Annotated in this window: 18 protein-coding genes and 1 pseudogene; 11 read left to right on the plus strand and 8 right to left on the minus strand. The window is 75.6% G+C overall.

The features are described from left to right. Window positions 1-63: 63 nt before the first annotated feature. A complete protein-coding gene (locus ABT238_RS07575; protein ID WP_350559724.1) occupies window positions 64-231 on the minus strand; it encodes an SflA family class IV lanthipeptide in 168 nt (55 codons plus the stop codon). A gap of 222 nt (window positions 232-453) precedes the next feature. On the opposite strand from ABT238_RS07575, the gene ABT238_RS07580 reads away from it, so the two are divergent. The 3 genes from ABT238_RS07580 (at window position 454) to ABT238_RS07590 (ending at window position 1862) form a co-directional block, all read left to right on the plus strand. Then, window positions 454-852, plus strand: a complete 399-nt coding sequence (locus ABT238_RS07580; RefSeq protein WP_350559727.1) for a nuclear transport factor 2 family protein — start codon at window positions 454-456, stop codon at window positions 850-852. 64 nt (window positions 853-916) lie between these two features. Further along, on the plus strand, window positions 917-1390 hold the full coding sequence (locus tag ABT238_RS07585) for a DUF3093 family protein (protein WP_350559730.1): 474 nt from the start codon (window positions 917-919) through the stop codon (window positions 1388-1390). Between the two features lie 115 nt (window positions 1391-1505). Further along, window positions 1506-1862 (plus strand): hypothetical protein, encoded by a 357-nt coding sequence (locus ABT238_RS07590; RefSeq protein ID WP_350756009.1) that lies wholly within the window; start codon window positions 1506-1508, stop codon window positions 1860-1862. Window positions 1863-1939: 77 nt separating this feature from the next. Here the strand turns inward: ABT238_RS07590 and ABT238_RS07595 are convergent, their stop codons facing one another. Further along, window positions 1940-2632: a transposase gene (locus ABT238_RS07595; protein ID WP_350756076.1), complete on the minus strand. Its 693-nt coding sequence runs from the start codon at window positions 2630-2632 to the stop codon at window positions 1940-1942. A gap of 731 nt (window positions 2633-3363) precedes the next feature. On the opposite strand from ABT238_RS07595, the gene ABT238_RS07600 reads away from it, so the two are divergent. Both ABT238_RS07600 and ABT238_RS07605 read left to right on the plus strand, forming a co-directional pair. After that, the gene (locus ABT238_RS07600) at window positions 3364-3765 is read left to right on the plus strand and encodes a hypothetical protein (protein WP_350756011.1); all 402 of its coding nucleotides are present in this window, start codon (window positions 3364-3366) and stop codon (window positions 3763-3765) included. A gap of 7 nt (window positions 3766-3772) precedes the next feature. After that, window positions 3773-4636: an inositol monophosphatase family protein gene (locus ABT238_RS07605; protein ID WP_350756013.1), complete on the plus strand. Its 864-nt coding sequence runs from the start codon at window positions 3773-3775 to the stop codon at window positions 4634-4636. 69 nt (window positions 4637-4705) lie between these two features. On the opposite strand, the gene ABT238_RS07610 is transcribed toward ABT238_RS07605, so the two are convergent. Beyond that, entirely contained in the window at window positions 4706-8671 is a 3966-nt protein-coding gene (locus ABT238_RS07610; protein WP_350756015.1) for a tetratricopeptide repeat protein, read from the minus strand. A gap of 523 nt (window positions 8672-9194) precedes the next feature. On the opposite strand from ABT238_RS07610, the gene ABT238_RS07615 reads away from it, so the two are divergent. The 4 genes from ABT238_RS07615 to ABT238_RS07630 all read left to right on the plus strand — a co-directional run bounded on the left by ABT238_RS07615 (window position 9195) and on the right by ABT238_RS07630 (window position 12726). Continuing rightward, window positions 9195-9272 (plus strand): tryptorubin family RiPP precursor, encoded by a 78-nt coding sequence (locus ABT238_RS07615; RefSeq protein WP_350540985.1) that lies wholly within the window; start codon window positions 9195-9197, stop codon window positions 9270-9272. 117 nt (window positions 9273-9389) lie between these two features. Next, on the plus strand, window positions 9390-10436 hold the full coding sequence (locus tag ABT238_RS07620; protein ID WP_350559745.1) for a cytochrome P450: 1047 nt from the start codon (window positions 9390-9392) through the stop codon (window positions 10434-10436). A gap of 139 nt (window positions 10437-10575) precedes the next feature. Continuing rightward, window positions 10576-11472, plus strand: coding sequence for a glutaminase (locus ABT238_RS07625; RefSeq protein ID WP_350560058.1), 897 nt, complete (start codon window positions 10576-10578; stop codon window positions 11470-11472). Window positions 11473-11655: 183 nt separating this feature from the next. Beyond that, window positions 11656-12726, plus strand: coding sequence for a phosphatidylinositol-specific phospholipase C domain-containing protein (locus tag ABT238_RS07630; RefSeq protein WP_350559748.1), 1071 nt, complete (start codon window positions 11656-11658; stop codon window positions 12724-12726). 81 nt (window positions 12727-12807) lie between these two features. On the opposite strand, the gene ABT238_RS07635 is transcribed toward ABT238_RS07630, so the two are convergent. Further along, window positions 12808-13371 (minus strand): GNAT family N-acetyltransferase, encoded by a 564-nt coding sequence (locus ABT238_RS07635; RefSeq protein WP_350559751.1) that lies wholly within the window; start codon window positions 13369-13371, stop codon window positions 12808-12810. Between the two features lie 113 nt (window positions 13372-13484). Between ABT238_RS07635 and ABT238_RS07640 the strand changes: the two genes are divergently transcribed. After that, a complete protein-coding gene (locus ABT238_RS07640) occupies window positions 13485-14522 on the plus strand; it encodes an LLM class flavin-dependent oxidoreductase (protein ID WP_502891407.1) in 1038 nt (345 codons plus the stop codon). Between the two features lie 43 nt (window positions 14523-14565). On the opposite strand, the pseudogene ABT238_RS07645 reads toward ABT238_RS07640, so the two are convergent. Further along, window positions 14566-14694, minus strand: a pseudogene (locus tag ABT238_RS07645) (CGNR zinc finger domain-containing protein); the annotation flags it as partial. Window positions 14695-14774: 80 nt separating this feature from the next. Between ABT238_RS07645 and ABT238_RS07650 the strand changes: the two are divergent. After that, window positions 14775-15104, plus strand: coding sequence for an aromatic-ring hydroxylase C-terminal domain-containing protein (locus ABT238_RS07650; RefSeq protein ID WP_350756019.1), 330 nt, complete (start codon window positions 14775-14777; stop codon window positions 15102-15104). A 54-nt stretch (window positions 15105-15158) separates the two neighbouring features. On the opposite strand, the gene ABT238_RS07655 is transcribed toward ABT238_RS07650, so the two are convergent. The 3 genes from ABT238_RS07655 to ABT238_RS07665 are packed head-to-tail and all read right to left on the minus strand — an operon-like array spanning window position 15159 to window position 17772. Continuing rightward, complete coding sequence (locus ABT238_RS07655; protein WP_350559760.1) at window positions 15159-16130, minus strand: hypothetical protein; 972 nt, start codon at window positions 16128-16130, stop codon at window positions 15159-15161. Next, on the minus strand, window positions 16127-16975 hold the full coding sequence (locus tag ABT238_RS07660) for a hypothetical protein (protein WP_350559763.1): 849 nt from the start codon (window positions 16973-16975) through the stop codon (window positions 16127-16129). The genes ABT238_RS07655 and ABT238_RS07660 overlap by 4 nt, the downstream gene beginning before the upstream one ends. After that, window positions 16972-17772: a hypothetical protein gene (locus ABT238_RS07665; protein WP_350756022.1), complete on the minus strand. Its 801-nt coding sequence runs from the start codon at window positions 17770-17772 to the stop codon at window positions 16972-16974. Before ABT238_RS07665 ends, ABT238_RS07660 begins: the two co-directional genes overlap by 4 nt. Window positions 17773-17781 lie beyond the last annotated feature (9 nt).

Below are 17781 nucleotides of genomic sequence, written 5' to 3' on the forward strand. Positions count from 1 at the left end.
GCGTGACCGCCGGGCGGGCGCCCGCCCGGCGGTCACCGTGCTACGCGGGCCGACCGGCCGAGGTCAGAAGTCGATTCCGCACTCGAAACGCGTGGGGACGTAGGTGACCCAGGGGTCGGCGAGACACGCCGCCGGGGCGAGGTCCGCGTCGTACTCGTCCTCGAAGACGACGGTCTCCTCGTCGATGTCCAGCAGGCCGGCGTCGCGGATCTCCAGGACCTGTGCGCTCATGATGGGCTCCTCCCGTAGAGGGTTTGCGGGAATTCCTTGAGACGGCATGCTCATGCTAGTCAGCGCGCCGTGTTCACCATAGGGGCGTGACATCGTCACATCCGGGACACCTGGAAGCGGGCCCATCGATTGACGGTCCGTCACCTGTCACCTGTCACCTGTCATCTGTCATCTGTCGTCGGACGGCGGACCGGCGGAACGCGCGGTGCTACGGTCGGGCACATGTCCAAGACCGAGATCGACCAGCTGACCGCCGAGTTCTTCGGCGCGTTCGACAACCGCGGCGGCCAGGGCGCCGACGTGGCCCGGATCCGGCGGCTGATGCTCCCGCAGGGGGTCATCGTCAGCACCGCCCCGACGTTCACGGTCTACTCCGTCGAGGAGTTCGTCGCACCGCGCGAGCGGCTGCTGAGCGACGGCCGGCTGGTCGGCTTCTCGGAGTGGGAGACCTCCGAGCGGACCGAGATCGCCGGGGACGTCGCCTCGCGCATCGGCGGGTACCGCAAGTCCGGCACCCTGGAGGGCAAGCCGTACGAGGGGGGCGGGACCAAGACCTTCCAGTTCGTCCGCACCCCCGAGGGCTGGCGGATCGCCGCCTTCTCCTGGCACGACGAGTCCTGAGCCCCGGCGGGTCCGGACCGGCCCGGCTGCGGGGACCGGGCGTCGGCGTGGCAGCATCCCGGATGTGGTGATCTACGACGAACGACTCTCCGTCCCGCTGCGCTGGTGGCTGGCCGCCCTGACCGCCGCCGCCGCGCTCACGGCCGCGCTGCTCCCGCTCGGCCCGTTGCCCGCGCTGTCCGGCGGCGCCCTGCTGCTGGCGGTGACGGCCCCGGCGCTGCGCGGCTACGGCGGCGTCCGGATCCGGGTCTGCGACGGCGTCCTGGTGGCCGGGCCGATCGTGCTGCGCGGCGAACACGCGGGCGCCGTCGAAGTCCTCGACCAGGCCGCCGCCTTCGCCTGGCGCACCCGGCTGGCCGGCCCCCGGGCCCGCCTGCTCATCCGCAGCTACCTCCCGCGCGCCGTCCGCGTCGAGGTCGCCGAACGCTCCCTCCTCTGCCCCTACGTCTACCTCTCCACCCGCCGGCCCGAGGCCCTCGCCGCCGCCCTGGCCGAAGCCCGCGACCACTGCGCGCTCCCCGCCGGCACCGGCCGCTGACGCCCCCGGTGCGGTGGCGGCGCGGGTGTGTCCGGCTGGCCGGGGGATGGCGCATACTGCCGACGGCGCCGTTCCGGAAGGGGCGGGGCATACGAGGCACAGGGGGAGAGTTGCCATGGTCTACGAAACCACCGAGAGCACCGCCGTACCGGCCTGGGCCGCCGCCCGGATCGGCTGGGGCGTGCTCGGTGTCGGGCTGCTCGTCTGGACGATGTTCGAGGCGGTGAAGCACACCGGCCCCACCGTTCCGCTCGCCGTCCTCGGCCTTGTCCTGCCGTGGTCGGCCGGGCTCGTCCGGGGAGTGCCGGCCGTGCGGCGGACCCTGCTGAGCGTCCGGGTACCGCTCGCCGTCATGGTGCTCTGCTCGCTCGTCCCCGGCCCGGCCGAGAACACCGCCGCGCCGTTCACCTTCGGCATGGCGTGGCTGGCCCACCTCGCGCTGCGCCGGGCCGCGGACCACGACCCGCGCTGACCGCGTCCGGCCGCCACGGGGCCCCGGCAACGGCGCGCCGCGCCGGAGCGCTGAGAAAGTGTTGGGCAATCGGGTGATCACTCGTTCTTGGGGTCGTCGGCGAGGCGGCGGGCTGCTCCGGTCTCGATGGGGCCGCGCGGTTCGATCTCCTCGCCGGCGAGGCGGGCGGCGATGAGGCGGATCATGGCGACCTTGGTCATCGCTTCGGCGTGCGCGGTCTTGCGCCCGTAGTCCCGTGCCAACCGTCTGCACCGTCCCAGCCAGGAGAATGTCCGCTCGACCACCCACCTGCGGGGCAGCACCCGGAAGCCTTTCACATCCGCGTTGCGGGGCACCGCGACGATCTCCACGCCCTCCCGCCCCGCCGCCCACCCGACCAGCCCCGCATCGACCACGTTGACATAGCCGCCGTCGACCCAGACCAGCCCGACCTGCGGAAACTCCTCCCGGACACCGGAGAGGACCAGCTTCGCGCCCGCCCGGTCCCGCTCGCGCAGCGCGCCGTGCACCTGAGTCCATGTGCCGTCCGCCGTCCAGGCGCGGAACCAGCGGCAGGCCGCGTCCCACGGGGCGAGATCATGCGGCACGAGCCGCCAGGCACACCCGCTGACCAGCACGTACAACACGGTGTCCACGACCAGCCGGCGCGGGAACTTCAGCGGCCGGCCACCTCTGCGCGGGTCCCGCTCCGCCAGCAGCGGCTCGATCACGGCCCACTGGGCATCGGTCAACGACGAGGCATAGCACGGCTTGCACGAACAGACACACATGGCGGTGATCTTCGCGGGCGCATTGACCGCGAAGATCACCACCAGCGCATCACAAGACGCAGCTGATCAGTTACCCAACACTTTCTGACGCCTCGGCGCTCCGACGCGCCGCGCCGTGCCTCCGTACGCCGTGCGGGAGGAGGCGGTCCGGCGCCCGGCGGAGGGCATCATCGTCCTCGGACGGCAGCGCGATCGATGGGGGCCGGTGTCGGTGATGCGGGCGCGGGGGCAGGTGCTGCCGGGGTTCGCCGCGTTCGGGGTGTTCTGGGGTGCCTGGGGTGCGCTGGTCCCGGAGATCCAGCGGCGGGCGCGGGCGGCCGTGGACCGCTTCGGCCGCTCCGCCGTCGCGGCGCTCCTGCTGCTGACGGCCGCGCTCGCCGCCCTGGGCGCTGCGTCCGGGGCCGTCGACATGGGCGTCGACGGGGTGGCGAGCACCAAGGAGAGCCGCTCCGGTCCGCTGATGAACGCCGTCCACACCTGCTTCGCGGCCTGCGTGGTCGGCGGCGCCCTCGCGACGGGTCCGGCACGCGGCCGGGGCCTGTCCGCCGTCGCGGCGCTCCCGTTGCCGGTGGCCGTGCTCCTCGCCGGGGCCGCGAGCCGGCCGCTGCTGATGCTCGGGCCGCTGTGCGCGCTCGCGTTCCTGGTCGGGAACGCCTGGCAGAGCTGGAACGCGGTGGTGCCGCGCTCGGTCCTCCACACCGGCTCCGGCTCCGGCACGGCCGGTGGGTCCGGTGCTGTTCGCGGCCTCCGCCGCCGGCCGGCCGGGCGGACGCGGGCCCGCCGACCGGCTGTCGCAGCGTCACCTGCTTGCCCTGGGGACGGGGGTGGCGGCCAGCGGCACCCTGAGCGCCGCCCCGGCGCCGGGCGTGGGGGCGATGCTCGCGGGGCTCGTCGTGGCCGGTTTCGGCACCTTCGTGTGCGCCCCGACGGTCCTCTCGCCGGCCGGGGCAACGGGCCGCCCCGAGGCGCGTTGCTGCGCCGTGGCCGTCGTCGCCTCGGTCGGCCACGCGGGCTTCCTGGTCGGGCCCGCCGCCGTCGGCCGGACCGCCGCCACTCCGGCACGGCGGACGGCCGGGCCTCCCCGCCCGCCCGGCTGTTCGGTCGGGACCTGGAGAATCGAAGCTGTGATGTGATGGGCAGATGATCGACGAACGATTCGCCGCGGAGTTCCTGGGCCCGGTGGAGGAGGCGGTCCGGCGGGCGGCGGCCGCCGAGATCATGCCGCGCTTCCGCGCGCTGACCGCCGACGAGGTGTCCGAGAAGAACGGTCCGCACGACCTGGTCACCGTCGCCGACCGGGGCGCCGAGGCGCACCTGACGGCCGCTCTGACGGCGCTGCTCCCCGGCTCGGTCGTGGTGGGGGAGGAGGCGGTCGCCGCCGACCCGGACCTGTACACGGAACTCGCCGGTGACCGGCCGGTCTGGATCGTCGACCCGATCGACGGCACCCGCACCTTCGTCCGCGGCGGCGAGGGGTTCTGCACGCTGGTCGCCCTCGCCCACCACGGCGAGCTGCTGGCGTCCTGGACGTACGCCCCGGCCCGTGACCGGATGGCGACGGCCCTGCGGGGCGGCGGCGCGCGGCTGGACGGCGTCCCGCTCAGGGCGGGCTCACCGGCCGACGGCGCGCCGCTGGAGATCGCCGCCTCGTACCCCTTCCACGCCACGCCCGCCACCAGGCGCGCGCTGCTCCGCCTGCGCGCCGAGGGCATGCGCACCCAGGGCGTGCGCATCCGCCCGTGCGCGGGCTCGGCCGGACTGGAGTACGTCGAGATCGCCCGCGGTGCCCTCGACGCGACCGTGTTCGGCTGGGAGAACGCCTGGGACCACGCGGCCGGTCTGCTCCTGGTCGCCGAGGCGGGCGGCGCCCACGCCACGCTCGCCGGCACGCCGTTCCGCCTCGCCGGAGGCAACACCCTGCCGTTCGTCACGGCCCGCGACGCGACCACCACCGCCCGGGTCCGCCGCCTGCTCCTCGGCGAGGAACCGGGCGCCTGGCCGTAGACCCGGAAGCCGTGAACCCGAAGCCGTGAGCCCCAAGCCGTGAGCCCTGACCGACCGCGCCCCGGCCGGTCAGCCGCCGACGTGGTCCCGGAGGGCGTCGGGCAGGCGCCGGCCGGTGACCGAGCGCCAGGCCCGCTCGACGGCCCGCGGGCCGAGGTCGCGCGCCAGGAGCCCGAGGTTGACCACGCTCGGCCAGGTCAGGGGATGCGGGAACTCCTCGAACGCGGTGATGCTGCGGACCAGCCACTCCATCGCCTCACGGGGGCGCCCCTGCTCCGCGGCGAACAGCCCGAACTGGCCGAAGGTCCGGGCCAGCCCGGGGGCGTCGCCGATCCGGTGCGAGACGTCCAGCGCCTTGCGGTAGCGGGCCTCGGCCTCCGCCGCCCGGCCGTCCGTCTGGGCGGTCAGCCCGAGCTGGTGGAGGCCGGCCGCGACCCCCGCCTGGTCGCCCAGCTCCTCCCGCACCGCCAGGGCCCGCGCGTGCCAGGTCTCCGCCTCGGCCAGGTCGCCGCGCCGGGCGGCGACCACGCCGAGCTGGTGCTGGCTGGCGGCCGTACCGTGCCGGTCGTCGAGGTCCTGCCGGATTCCCAGCGCCTTGCGGTGCCAGGACTCCGCCTGGTCGAACCGCTCCTGCGCCGCCGCCAGGACGCCGAGCTGGTGGTAGCCGCGGGCGGTGTCGGGCAGGCTGCCCGACTCCTCGGCGAGGGCCAGCGCCTCCGTGCACCACTTCTCGGCCGCGGTGAGGCGTCCCAGTTCGGCGGCGACGGCGGCGAGCCGGTGGTGGAGGTCGGTCGCGAACGGCAGTTCGGCCGGCTGCTCGACGGAGGCCAGCGCACGCCCGAAGCACACGTAGGCCTCCTCGAAGCGGCCCTGTTCCTGGGCCAGGATGCCGAGCTGGTGCCGGCAGGCGGCCGCCCTCCGGGACTCGCCCAGGCGCTCGAAGGCCTCCAGCGCCTCCCGGGTCCGCTGCTCGGCGTCGGCGGGCCGGCCGAGGCGATGGGCGATCACCCCCAGCTGGTGGTGGCCGAGCGCGATGCCGTCGGCGTCGCCGATCCGCTCCAGGACGGCGAGCGAGTGCAGGTACCACTGCTCGGCGTCGGCGAACTCGTCCCGGTCCACCGCGATCCGGCCGAGCTGCTGGTAGCCGTCCGCGAGGTCGTCGAGCTGGTCGGGGTCCGGCAGCTGCCGGCCGACGGCGTGGTGGATCTCCCGGAAGGACCGCTCGGCCTCCTCCGTGCGGCCCGCCCGCACCAGGCGCCGGGCCTCGGCGCCGACCACGGACAGCCAGAGCGCGCCGGCCGGGGTGTCGGCCCCGGGCGGGCCGCCGTCGGGCGCCTCCAGGGCGGCCCGCACCCGGTCGGTCCAGCCGCGCGCCTCGGCGTCCAGCCCGTGGGCGCTCCAGTAGGCGTGGAGCGGGCGGACCAGCGCCAGCGCCTGCAGCCACCCGTCCTGCTCGACGGCCCGGCCGAGCAGGACGCCGATGGTCCGCCGCTGGAGGTGGAGCGCGGTCATGGCGAACTCGGCGCTGCCGCCGCTCAGTTCACGGCTGAGCAGCAGGCAGAAGTTGACCTGGGCGCCGAGCAGCGCCTGCGCCGCGGCCGCGTGCTCCTCGGCGAACCCGGGCTCCTCGGCGCGCCACCGGGCGGTCAGGACGGCCGCGATCGCCGGGGGGACCAGGAAGGCACCGCCCTGCACGGCGGTGAGCAGGCCGAGGCCCGCCGCCCGCTCCAGCAGCCGCTGCCAGTCCTCGGTGCCGCGGTCCCGGAAGCGCGCGGGCACCTCCGGCTGGCGGGACAGCAGGGCGAGCACCGTGGCGTCGACGGTCCCGTCCAGGAGGGTGACGGCCGTCAGCGCCCGCAGGTCGGCGGTGGTGAGCCGGTCCAGCGCGAAGGCGGTGGTCACCGCGAGCGCCGCGAACCCGGCCTCCTCCTGCTCCTCGCCCGCAGGGGCGCCGGGCGCGGCGGCCCCGCTCCGCACCAGGGTGTCCAGGGCGTGCCACGGTTCGTGCCCGTCGAGGGAGGACAGCACGAGCCGCATGCGCAGCGGGTGCCCGCCGAGCCACTCCAGCAGCTGGCCGAACACCCGCAGCCCGCGCTTGCGGACGGTGTCGGGGTCCGGGGCGAGCAGGTGGTCGGCGTACTCGACGGCCTCGTCCGGGTCCAGGCCCGGCACCGGGATCCGCAGCGGCTCCGGGCCCAGCCAGTCCTCGGAGGTCCGGCTGGTGAGGACGACCGCGCCGCGACCGCGCCGGGCCACGCGGTCGAGGAACGCCCTCAGTTCGGCGCGTTCCCGCTCGCCCGCGGCCGGGGCGGCCCCGGCCGGGCCGGGCGCCGGGCGCAGCGACTCGACGCCGTCCCAGATCAGCAGCACGTCCCTGGTGGCGAGCGTCTGCTCCACGGCCTCCAGGCGGTCGGCCGGTGCGAGCGGGTCGAACTCCTCGGGGGCGAACAGCCGGCGGCCGATCCGGTCGACCACCCCGGCCAGGCCGAACGAGGCGGCCCCCGGAGCGAAGGAGTGCAGCACCACCGCGTCCGGTCCGTCCACGGCGCCGGTGTCCCGGCACCAGCGGCCGAAGGCCTTCGCCAGCTCCGTCTTGCCGGTCCCCGCCGGGCCGTGGAGGACGACCACGCGGTGGTGCCGGGCGCCCGCGTCGAGGGCGAGCAGCAGCCCGTCCCGCCCGACGAACTCCCCGACGGGGGCGAGGTCATCCGGAGCGTCCGGACCCTCCGGGAAGTCCGGGTGCCCCGGATCCTCCCGGACGTCCCGCGCCGCCGCGGCCCCGGGGACGGGGACGCCGGGCGCGGCTGCGGCGGTGTCGGGCAACCCGGCCTGCCCGCTCCGCAGCCCGGGGAGGACCAGCTCGCTCCGGCGGTGGAGCACCGGGACCGTCCAGTCGGCCAGCGGCAGCGGGCCCTTGGGGGAGACGCGCCGGTCCCGGTCGGCCAGGTGCCGGCGGCCGGCCGCCACCGCCCGGGCGAGCGGGTCGCCGCAGCGGAGCCGCTCGTAGACGGTGGCGAGGAACCCGGCGGCGGCCGTCGCGTCGAGTCCGTACGGCAGCGCGAGCACGGCGGCGGCGCCCTCCCGCAGCAGCCGGCCGGCCGCCGCGGCCTCGCGTCGCCCGGCCGGGTCCCCCGACCGGCGGGCGCTCAGGACCACCAGCGGGACCTCGGCCGCGGCCAGCAGCCGGGCGACGCGCCGGACCGGGACCGGCTCCGCGCCGCCGTCCGGCTGCTCGAACACCAGCACGCCCTCGGGGTCGTGCTCCCGGAGGGTCCGCGGCCGGCGGTCCGGGCCGGACCACCCGCGGTCGGGCGTGTCCCCGGCGGTGCCACCGGCCCCGTCCTCGGGGAGCACGCCGGCGCCGTCGACGTGCACGACCTGGAACGGCCGGCCCTCCTCGCGCGCCTCGCGCAGCGCCTCGCCGAGCCCGGCGAGGGTCGGCGGGCGCAGCACCCGCAGGTCGACCGCGCCGGTCCCCGGCCCGAGCCGTCGCAGCAGGGGGAGGGCGCCGGTCCGCGGAGCGGTGGCGGGCGCGCCGTCCGGCCGGGTGAGCACCAGGAGCACCCGCAGCCGGGACCCGTCCGCCTCGGTGACCGTGCCGAGGGGGTCGGCGGCCGACGGGCACCGGGTCACCAGCACGTCGTCCAGGACCAGCGGCCACGGGCGCCCCGGCTCCGTCATCAGCTCCCACGGCAGGCCGAGCAGCGGCGCGGAGTCCGAGCGCAGCACGATCTCCAGGCCGCCGCCGCGGGTCCGTGCCCGCAGGTAGGCGTCGCGGCCGGGGCCGTCGCCGAACAGCGCGGTGAACATCCGCGCCCCCCAGTCCGGGAGCTGACGGGCGATGTGCGGGCCCCGCTCGCCGTACGCCCCGAACGGGGTCCGGAGGTACTCCTCCAGGTACCAGCGCAGGTTCTCCAGGGCCGTGTCGTCCAAGGGCCTGCGCAGCCATCCGGCGTCGACGGCGACCGCCGGGACCCCTGCTCCCGGCGGCCACTCCGTCACGGACATCCGGCCGTCGGCGTGGAGATCCAGCACCAGACGTTCGACCACAATCGCCCCCAACAAGAGCGGGGCGGCCGGGCGGCCGTTCCGCTGCGGAGCACAGGGTAGCGGCGTCGCCACCGCGCCCGGGCGCCCGGGTGCGAAGTCGCGGTAACGATCCGTCAAAGGCCCACCGGTCGGGGAGCGAAACGGAAGGGGCAGCCGCTCTGCCCCAAAGGGCAGACCGAACGTTCCGTCGGGGCTCTGCGGCCTCCGCTCCACCCCTGTGCGGAACGTCCCGTTCACCTGGCGGTCCCCGGCGCGTCGCGGCCCTGACCAGCGCTGTCGCGCTCGCGTCAAGCGCGGCGCGGCGGGTGGCGGCGGCGCCAAACCCGCGGCGGCGCGGTTCGTCCGGGTGAGCTGCGTCACTTGACCGTGTTTTCGCGCTGGGATTCACTTTTTGCGGCGACGGAAAGCGGAGATCCGAATTCTGCGGGGCCCACCCGGAGTTCGCCCCCGCGGACCGTCCGTCGAAGAGTTGTTCGTCATCGTTCCCTGTCGAGATGGAGGTGCTGTCATGAAGCTCGTTCACTTCGTGAAGAAGGTCATGCCGGAGAAGAGCCTGAAGGCCTACGCCTGGTACGGCTGGATCTAGGTCCCGGCGGTCCTTCCGCTGTCGGACACGTGCCCGGCGAGTGCCACCCGCACTCGCCGGGCACGGGGCCGCTCACCGCGAGCCGGCCGCCACAGCCGCTCACCCTTGGAGTCACGGATGGCCATGTCCAGCACCGGGCGCACCGCCCGCGTCACCCTCTTCGCGCCGCGGATCGACGAACTCCTGCGCAGGTACCGAGGTCAGGACCTGTTCCGCCTGGAGGCGGACACCGTCGGGGTGGCCGGCCCCGACCTGATGGACGGGCTGCTGCGCAGCAGGCCGGCCAACGCCGAGGAGCGCCCGACCTTCAAGCCCGTCCAGGGGCGGCTCGTCACCCGGGCCGACGCCTCCGCGCTCATGCAGGCCGTCTCCGCCGACGTCCGGACGGCGCTGAAGAAGCCGCTGGGCGACCGGACGGACCTGTCCGGGAAATGGCCGCACACCCCGCACGTGTATCTCCGGGACCTGGTCTTCGGCCGGGAGAGTTTCCGCTTCCGGGTCCTCGTCGACCGCCGTCTGGAACTCACCCCGAAATTGACCTGGATGGCGGTTGCGGCCGGAACGGCGATGCTCGGAAAACCGGGCACCGAAATTCCGCTGTCGAATCTGGCGGCCCGCGTGCTGGACGCCGAGACGTACGACGACCGTCGCTACGCGATGTACCTCTACCGGCGGGTGGCGGCGCCGATCTGTTTCACCGTGGCCGCGCTGGTGACCAACGCGGTCTGGCTCGGGGCGCCCTTCGACGACGACGTGCCCAACCGGGACGTGCTGCTGGAGGCCCTGCGGCTGCTGCCGCCGTCCTGGAACATCCTGCGGGTCGCCTCCCCGGAGTTCGGCGCCGTCGACGGCCGGATCGGCCGCCGCGACGACATCCTCATGCTTCCGCTGCTGAGCCACCGCGACCCCCGGCTGTGGGACGACCCGGACGCCTTCCGTCCCGAGCGCTGGAAGGACCTCGACCCCGACACCCACCCCGGCTACCTGCCGTTCGGGCACGCCAACGAACGCTGCTGGGGGCGGCACATGGTCATGCCGCTCGCCGAGCGGATCCTCGACCTGGTGCGCCGCGACGGCCTGGTGGTGAGCCCGGAGCAGCGGGTCGGCCGGGTCGAGCTGGACGGCCTGCTGGAGGTCTCGGGCGTCCGCATGGTCCGCCGCTGACCGGGCCGGTGCCCGACACCCCGGGCGTGCCCCCGCCCGCGGCCCGCCGGCCGGCGGCGACGACAATGGCGCGGTGACCGACGCGAACGACCCGAACAGCCCGCACGACCCCCACGACACCGGGGCGGACCTCCAGGCCCTGGTGCACGACGCCATGGCGGCCGCCGTCCGCTCGCCGCTGCGCGGCCGGGTCGCCGACTACATCCCGGCGCTCGCCGAGGCCGACCCGGCGGCGTTCGGCATGGCGATCGCGACCGTGGACGGCCGGGTGGCCGGGGCGGGGGACTGGCGCCGGCCGTTCTCCGTCCAGTCGGTGTCGAAGCTGTTCACCCTCGCCCTGGCGCTCGCCGAGGGCGGTGACGGCCTGTGGGGCGGCGTCGGCCGGGAGCCCTCCGGCAACCCGTTCAACTCGCTGGTCCAGCTGGAGTCCGAGCACGGCATCCCGCGCAACCCCTTCATCAACGCCGGCGCCCTGGTGGTGACCGACCGCCTGCTGGAGCTCACCGGCGACGCGGCCGGTGCCGTCCTGGACCTGCTGCGCGCCGAGTCCGGCGATCCGACCGTCGACGTCAACCGCGCGGTCGCCGCCTCCGAGGCCGAGCACGGCCACCGCAACGCCGCCATGGCGCACTTCATGGCCAGTTACGGCAACCTGCGCAACCCCGTCGAGGACGTCCTCGCCCACTACTACGCGCACTGCGCGATCGAGGCCGACTGCCGCGACCTGGCGCTGGCCGGTCTCTTCCTGGCCCGCCACGGCGTGCGCGCCGACGGCTCGCGCCTGCTGTCGCGCAGTGAGGCCAAGCGGATCAACGCCGTGCTGCTCACCTGCGGCACCTACGACGCGGCGGGCGAGTTCGCCTACCGGGTCGGCCTGCCCGGCAAGAGCGGTGTCGGCGGCGGCGTCCTCGCGGTGCTGCCCGGGCGGGGCGCGGTCTGCACCTGGAGCCCCGGCCTGGACGCCGCGGGCAACTCGGTGCTCGGCGTCGCGGCCCTGGACGCCCTGACCACGGCCACCGGCTGGTCCGTGTTCTGACGGCGGCACGGCCGGCGGTCGCCCCGAACGGTTCCGGCTGGTGACGGACCGGAAGCCGACGGTCACGAAGTTGTTATGTCCTCTTCACCGGGCTGACGGCCGGCCGGGTCATGCTCTGCACCGGCGGTAGCCACCGCCGAAGGCGCGCCGGCCGGCCGGCGCACTGACAAGGGGACTGACACCGTGACCGTCCGCCGTACCCTCATCGGCACCCTCACCGCCGGCCTGCTCGTCGCGGCCGCCGCCGTCCTGCCCGTCGGCGGCGCCGCGCAGGCCGCCGGCACCGGCGCCCCGGGCGAGCTCCCGTTCGCCTCCGCGACCACCGTCGGCCTGCACAACACCTACGACCCGGCCGCCTTCGGCTACCTCGCCCAGGGCCTGGACACCGGCACCGGCATGATCGAGCTGGACGCCTGGCCGAACGCCATCACCAAGGAGTGGAAGGTCAGCCACTCCAACCCGCTGGGCAACGCCAACAACTGCGTCAGCGCCACCACGCCCGCCCAGCTCTACTCGGGCGGCGGCAACAAGAACCTGGAGACCTGTCTGGACGACGTGCGGCTCTGGCTCGGTGCCCACCCGGGCGCCGGGCCGCTGGTGATCAAGCTGGAGCTCAAGCCGGGCTTCTCCGGGAACCTCGGCATGGGGCCCGCCCAGCTCGACGCGCTGATCGCCGCCCACCTCGGCTCCGCCGCGCTGCGCCCGGCCGACCTGCTCGCCAAGCCGGGCGGCGGCTCCTACGCCACCCTCGACGACGCCGTCCGGGCCGGCAACTGGCCGACCAGGTCGGCGCTCGCCGGCCGCGCCCTGGTGTACGTCATCCCCGGCACCGTCGAGCTGGACAACCCGTTCGACACCCTGCACACCGACGTCGAGTACGGGCGCCACCTGCGCGACCTGGCGGCGGCCGGCCGGATCGGCGAGGCCCGGATGTTCCCCACCGCGCTCGGCGCGGCGGCCGGCGACCCGCGCGCCCGGTACGGCGAGACCTCGATCCGGCCGTGGTTCGTGGTCTTCGACGGGGACGCCGCCACCTACCTGAACGGCATCGACACCGCCTGGTACGACAGCAACCACTACCTGCTGACGATGACCGACGCCCACAACGTCGCCCCCGCGATCAGCAACACCGACCCCACGGCCGACCAGGCCCGCGCGCGCACCGAGCAGCTCGCCCGCGCCCACGCCACCGTCGTCTCCAGCGACTGGCGCAAGCTCCCCGCCGTCCAGTCCCTCGTCCTGGCGCGCGGCTGACCCCGGCCCGCCGTTCCCCCTCCCGGGGCCGCCGCCCGCCGGGCCCTCCCGGTGGGCGGCGGCATCGTGCCGGACGCGCCGTCAGGCCCGGTCGGCGGCGGTCGGCGGCTCCGGCTCGTCGGTCCACTCCGGGGCCAGCAGCCCGAGCACGACCTCGTCCACGAAGGCCCCGCACGCCCAGGCGGCCTGACGCAGCGTGCCCTCGAGCACGAACCCCGCCCCCGTGGCGGCCTTGATCATCGGCAGGTTGTCGGCCAGCGTCTCGATCTGCAGCCGCTGCATCCCGCGCACCGTGAACCCGTAGCGGCAGAGCAGCCGCACGATGTCGCCGGACAGGCCGCGGCCGCGGAACGCGGGCCGCAGCGCCAGGCCGAGGTGGGCCCGCCGCTGGTGGGCGTCGACGCCCCACAGCAGCGCCTCCCCGGCCAGCTCGCCCGAGGACCGCTCCACCACGGAGAAGCAGGCGGCCGTGTCGTCGCCCGCCCCCACCACGAACGGGGACTCCGGGGAGCCGGGCGGGATCGGCCGCCAGGGCCGGGAGTCGCCCCGTGAACGGGTGGCCACGTCGTCGTAGAGCTCGGCGTGGAGCACCGGGACGTCACCGTCGTGACGGGCGCGGAGCGTGATGCGGGAGGTTTGTAGCATGTCACATGGTTTACCGCGGGCCGATGGCGCCCGGCAATCGGTTTTCCGCCCGCCCCGCTGCCGGCGCGGCCGTGTTCGCCGCACCGACCGCCGCACCGACCGCCGCGCCGGGAATGACGGCGCGGCGGTCGGCCGTTGGCACCGGGGTGACCGCCGCGCCCGCCCTCCGCCTCTCCGTACTGGACCGTTCCCGGACGCGCCGGGGGGAGGAGCCGGCCCGCGCGCTGCGCGACACCGTCGCGTTCGCGGTGGAGGCCGAACGGCTCGGCTACCACCGGTTCTGGGTCTCCGAGCACCACGGCGTGCCGGGGGTGGCCGGTTCGGCGCCGACGGTGCTGGCCGCCGCCGTCGCCGCCGCGACGTCCCGGATCCGGATCGGCACCGGCGGCGTGATGCTCCCCAACCACCAGCCGCTCGTCGTCGCCGAGCAGTTCGGCGTCCTCGCGGCGCTCTTCCCGGGCCGGATCGACATGGGGCTGGGCCGGTCGGTGGGCTTCACCGACGGCGTCCGCCGGGCCCTGGGCCGGGAGAAGGACGCCGCGGACCGCTTCCCCGAGCAGCTCGCCGAACTGCTCTCCTGGTTCGACCCCGGCGCGCGCGGCCCGGGTGGCGTGCACGCCCGCCCCGCCGAGGGCCTGGATGTCCCCGCGTTCGTGCTGGCCACCGGTGCGGGCGCGGACGTGGCCGCCGAGGCGGGGCTGCCGCTGGTGATCGCGGCGGTGCGCGGGGAGGAGGCGATGCTGGCGGCGATCGAGCGCTACCGGCAGCGCTTCCGCCCCTCCGCCCGGGCCGGGCGGCCCTACGTCGTCGTCTCCGGGACGGTGGCCGTCGCCGCGACCGAGGAGCGGGCCCGCGCGCTGCTCGTCCCGGAGGCCTGGTCGAGCGCCCACAGCCGCACCCACGGGGAGTTCTCCCCGCTCGAACCCGCCGAGGAGATCCTGGCCCGGTCGATGGCCCCGCGCGAGCGCACCGCCTTCGAACAGGCCCTCACCGGCCACCTCGCGGGCACGCCCGAGCGCGCGCTCGCCGATCTCACGGCGCTCATGGAGCGCACCGGCGCCGACGAGTTCCTGCTGACCACCAGTACGTACGACCGGGCGGAGCTGCTGGACTCCTACCGCCTGCTCGCCGAGGCCGCCGGGCTGGCCTGAGCACCGGCGGGCGCGCGACGGCGCCCCGTCGGCCGCCGGGCCGTCAGTCATCGGCCCGCTGCGCCTGGGCCCGGTGCACCGCGACCCGGACCCGGGTGGCGCAGCGCGGGGTGCAGTAGCGCTGCGGCGTGCGCCGGCCGGTGTCGACGAAGAAGCGCTCGCAGCCGGGCGCCGCGCACCGCCCCCGCGTCGCTCGCCCCCGCGTCGCTCGACCCCGCGCCGCTCGCCCCGGACCGCGGCCTCGGGGACGGCGTGCCCGGCGGCCGCCTGCCGCACCTGCGCCTGGCCGAGGGTCCGGGCGCGGCCTCTACCCTGGACCTGGTCGGCTCCGGCTTCACCCTGCTGACGCCCGCCCCCGACGCCGCCGCGGCCGCCGGCCTGCCGGTCATCCCGCGCCCCGTGCCGGTCGACGCGCCCCGGTGGGCGCGCCTGTCCGGCGTCCCCGCCACCGGCGCCGTCCTGGTCCGCCCGGACGGCCACCTCGCCTGGCGCGCCCCGCACCCGCCCGCCGACGCCGCCGCCCTGCTCGGCGTGCTGCGCCGGATCCTCTCGGCGGCCGGGGCCGCGCCGCCCCGGCGGTGACCCCGGCCGCCGCGGAAGCCACGGGAGGAAGGCCGGATCCGGCCGGTTGCCGTCTCAGGCCAGCAGGTCCGACTGGAGGGTCACCACCTGCCGGAACGCGGCGGCGGGCACGCCGTCGGGGTTGGTCATGGTGACGACGCCGACGATGTCGCCCGCCGCCACGTACGCCAGCCGGGCGGTCGGCGCGTCACCGGGTCCGGAGACCTGGGTCTTGACGGTGACTCCGTAGACTTCGTCCCAGTCCTGGGGCGTGGCGCTCCCGATCGTGGCGCCGGTCTTCGGACCCTTGCCGTCCCGCAGTCCGGCGAAGGCGGACCACGCCTCGCCGGAGGAGCCGAACGAGAGCAGCCGGATCTGCGTACGGGTGCCGTCGAAGGTGGTCCACTCGCGGACGGCGGCGGCCCGGCAGGCGTACTGCAGCAGCAGGGCGCGGACCGCGGCCGGGTCCTGTTGCTCGTCGGCGAGGGAGTTGCAGTCGACCAGGCCAGCAGGGCGGGCCGTCGGCGAAGCGCTGGGGGACGTCGTCGCGGGGGACTCCGAGGGCGTGGCCGACGCGGACGCACCCGTGGGTCCGCCGCCGGTCACGGATGGTGCCGGAACGAGCTGCCCGTCGACCTCCTTGGGAACGGGGAGCAGCAGCTGCCGCAGGTCCGCGGCGTGCCGGTTCTTGTTGTCCTTCGGGGCGGCCTTGCCGGAGGGCAGCGGCGGCAGCACCAGAGCGGGGAAGGTGTAGCGTCCGTCGCTCTTGGTCGCCAGCCCCGGGAGATCGGTGCGCTCGGGCGCAGTCACGGCGATCGCACTCCCCGTCCCGGCCAGCGCGCACACCACGGCGGCGGCGCTCCAGCGCACCGCGGCCCTGCGGCGGCGGCTCCGGCCGGCGGCCCGCTCCTCGTCGGCCGGCGCTCCGGCCGCGGGCGCCGCGACCGGGAGGTCCGCGCCAGGAACGTGCGCCTTCGGGAGTTCCGTCCCGGGGACTTCCCGCCCCGGAACGTCCGGCACGGCGGGGGTGTCGCTGCTGTCGGTCATACGGAGGCTCCCGGGCGGGCGAGGCGGTCGAGCTGCTGGGTCAGGAGGGCGACGATCTTGTCCTTGGGCAGGGGTGCCACACCTTCGGCGTCCAGCACCACCAGGAGGTCCCCCTCGGCGGCCGAGCACTCCATACGGTCGATCGGCGCGGCAGGCGGCGCGGGCATCAGGTAGCAGTGTGCCTCCGGATGGCCGGGTACCACCGGGCCGCGGCGGAACAGCCCGGTGTCGCCGGTGAAGATGGCGGTGTACTCGTTCATCCGCTGCACCTCCTGCTGGTTGAACTGGCGCAGTTTGATCCCGATGACGAGTTCACCGAGGCGGGCCTTGTAGGTCCGCACTCCGGCGGCCTTGACGTGCAGGTCCTTCCAGTACTGGCGGAGCTTGTCCTGTTGCTCCTTGGGAACCGGCCCGAGGTCCTCGTCGAACACGGTGGCCAGCTGATCGGCCGTCAGCTCGGTGTCGTTGCCGTCGGCGCCGTCGTCCGGCCCGAGGAGGAAGCCACCGGGGACCGGCAGGAGCAGGTCGCGGAGCGACCCGAAGTGGTTGCCGTTGGCCTTCGCGCCGAACGGTGTCGCGGTCGCCGTCGGGGCGGCCGCGGCGATGGCGGCCGCGGCGGGCGCCGGATCGTCGTACCGCACCTCGATGATCCCGACGCCGATCACCACGCCGGTCAGGGCGGCCGCGACGATCGCGCCGCCGGCGCGCAGGACGCGGCGGGACGTGGCGGAGCCCGTCGGCGCGGCGGCGTCCGGCGCCGCGACACCGCTGTCTGCGGTACCGGTGTCGGCGGGTACGGCCTGCGGCTCCGGGGCCGTGGAGTCGGTCACGCTGCTGTCGGTCATACCAGCCGCTCCCACTGTTGCTTGGCGAGATTCTTCACAACCTCGGCGTCCACCGGCTGTGTCCCGAACACCTCGATATTCATCTTCACGGTGCCGCGCTGCGCGGCCGCGGTGCCGAGGTAGTACTTCTCGGTGGTCTCGGCCCAGAACGAGGGCCTGTCCTCGACCTGGTAGCCGCCGTTGGCCTCGTCGGCGAACGGCTTCAGCTCGGACCCGTTCCGCCCGCCGGGCTCGGCATGGGCGACGTCGTCGGCCGTGTATTGGAGCAGCGTGACTCGGACCTTCAGCCCGCCCTGTTCCCAGCCGACCTCGACGGCCCGCCGGAAGCCGCTGGTGTTGAGGTTCTTGAAAGCGTTTCCGCTGTCCCCACGCTGCTCGGCGAGCTCACCGACCGTGATCCAGCTCGGCTTGTCCGGGCTGTCGTCCCACGCCTTGCTGCCGCTCGGCGCGGTGATCAGCAGCTTCCGCAGGTCGCCGTCGATGGCGAGCGGCGAGGGCGCGGCCGCGGCGGCGACCGCCGGGTTCAGTACCTCGGCCGGGTACGTCGGCAGTGCCACCTGGAGGGGCGGCAGCGGCGTCGGTGGCCGGCCCGCCTGGACGGCGTAGCCGATGCCGCCGCCGGCCGCGGTCCCGAGCACCAGCCCGGAGACCAGCAGCAGGACCGGACGCGGGCGGCGCGGGCGCCGGGCGGGTGCCGGAGCGGCGTCCGGCTCGGTGGCGGACCCGGCGGCGGGCGGTGCGGCGGGCGGGGGCGGCGGCGCGTCGACGGGCGACGGCGCCACGGGGTCGGTGGTCACGCGAGGACT

The organism is Kitasatospora sp. NPDC001527 (assembly GCF_040298605.1).
In the GTDB taxonomy this organism is placed as follows: Bacteria; Actinomycetota; Actinomycetes; order Streptomycetales; family Streptomycetaceae; genus Kitasatospora.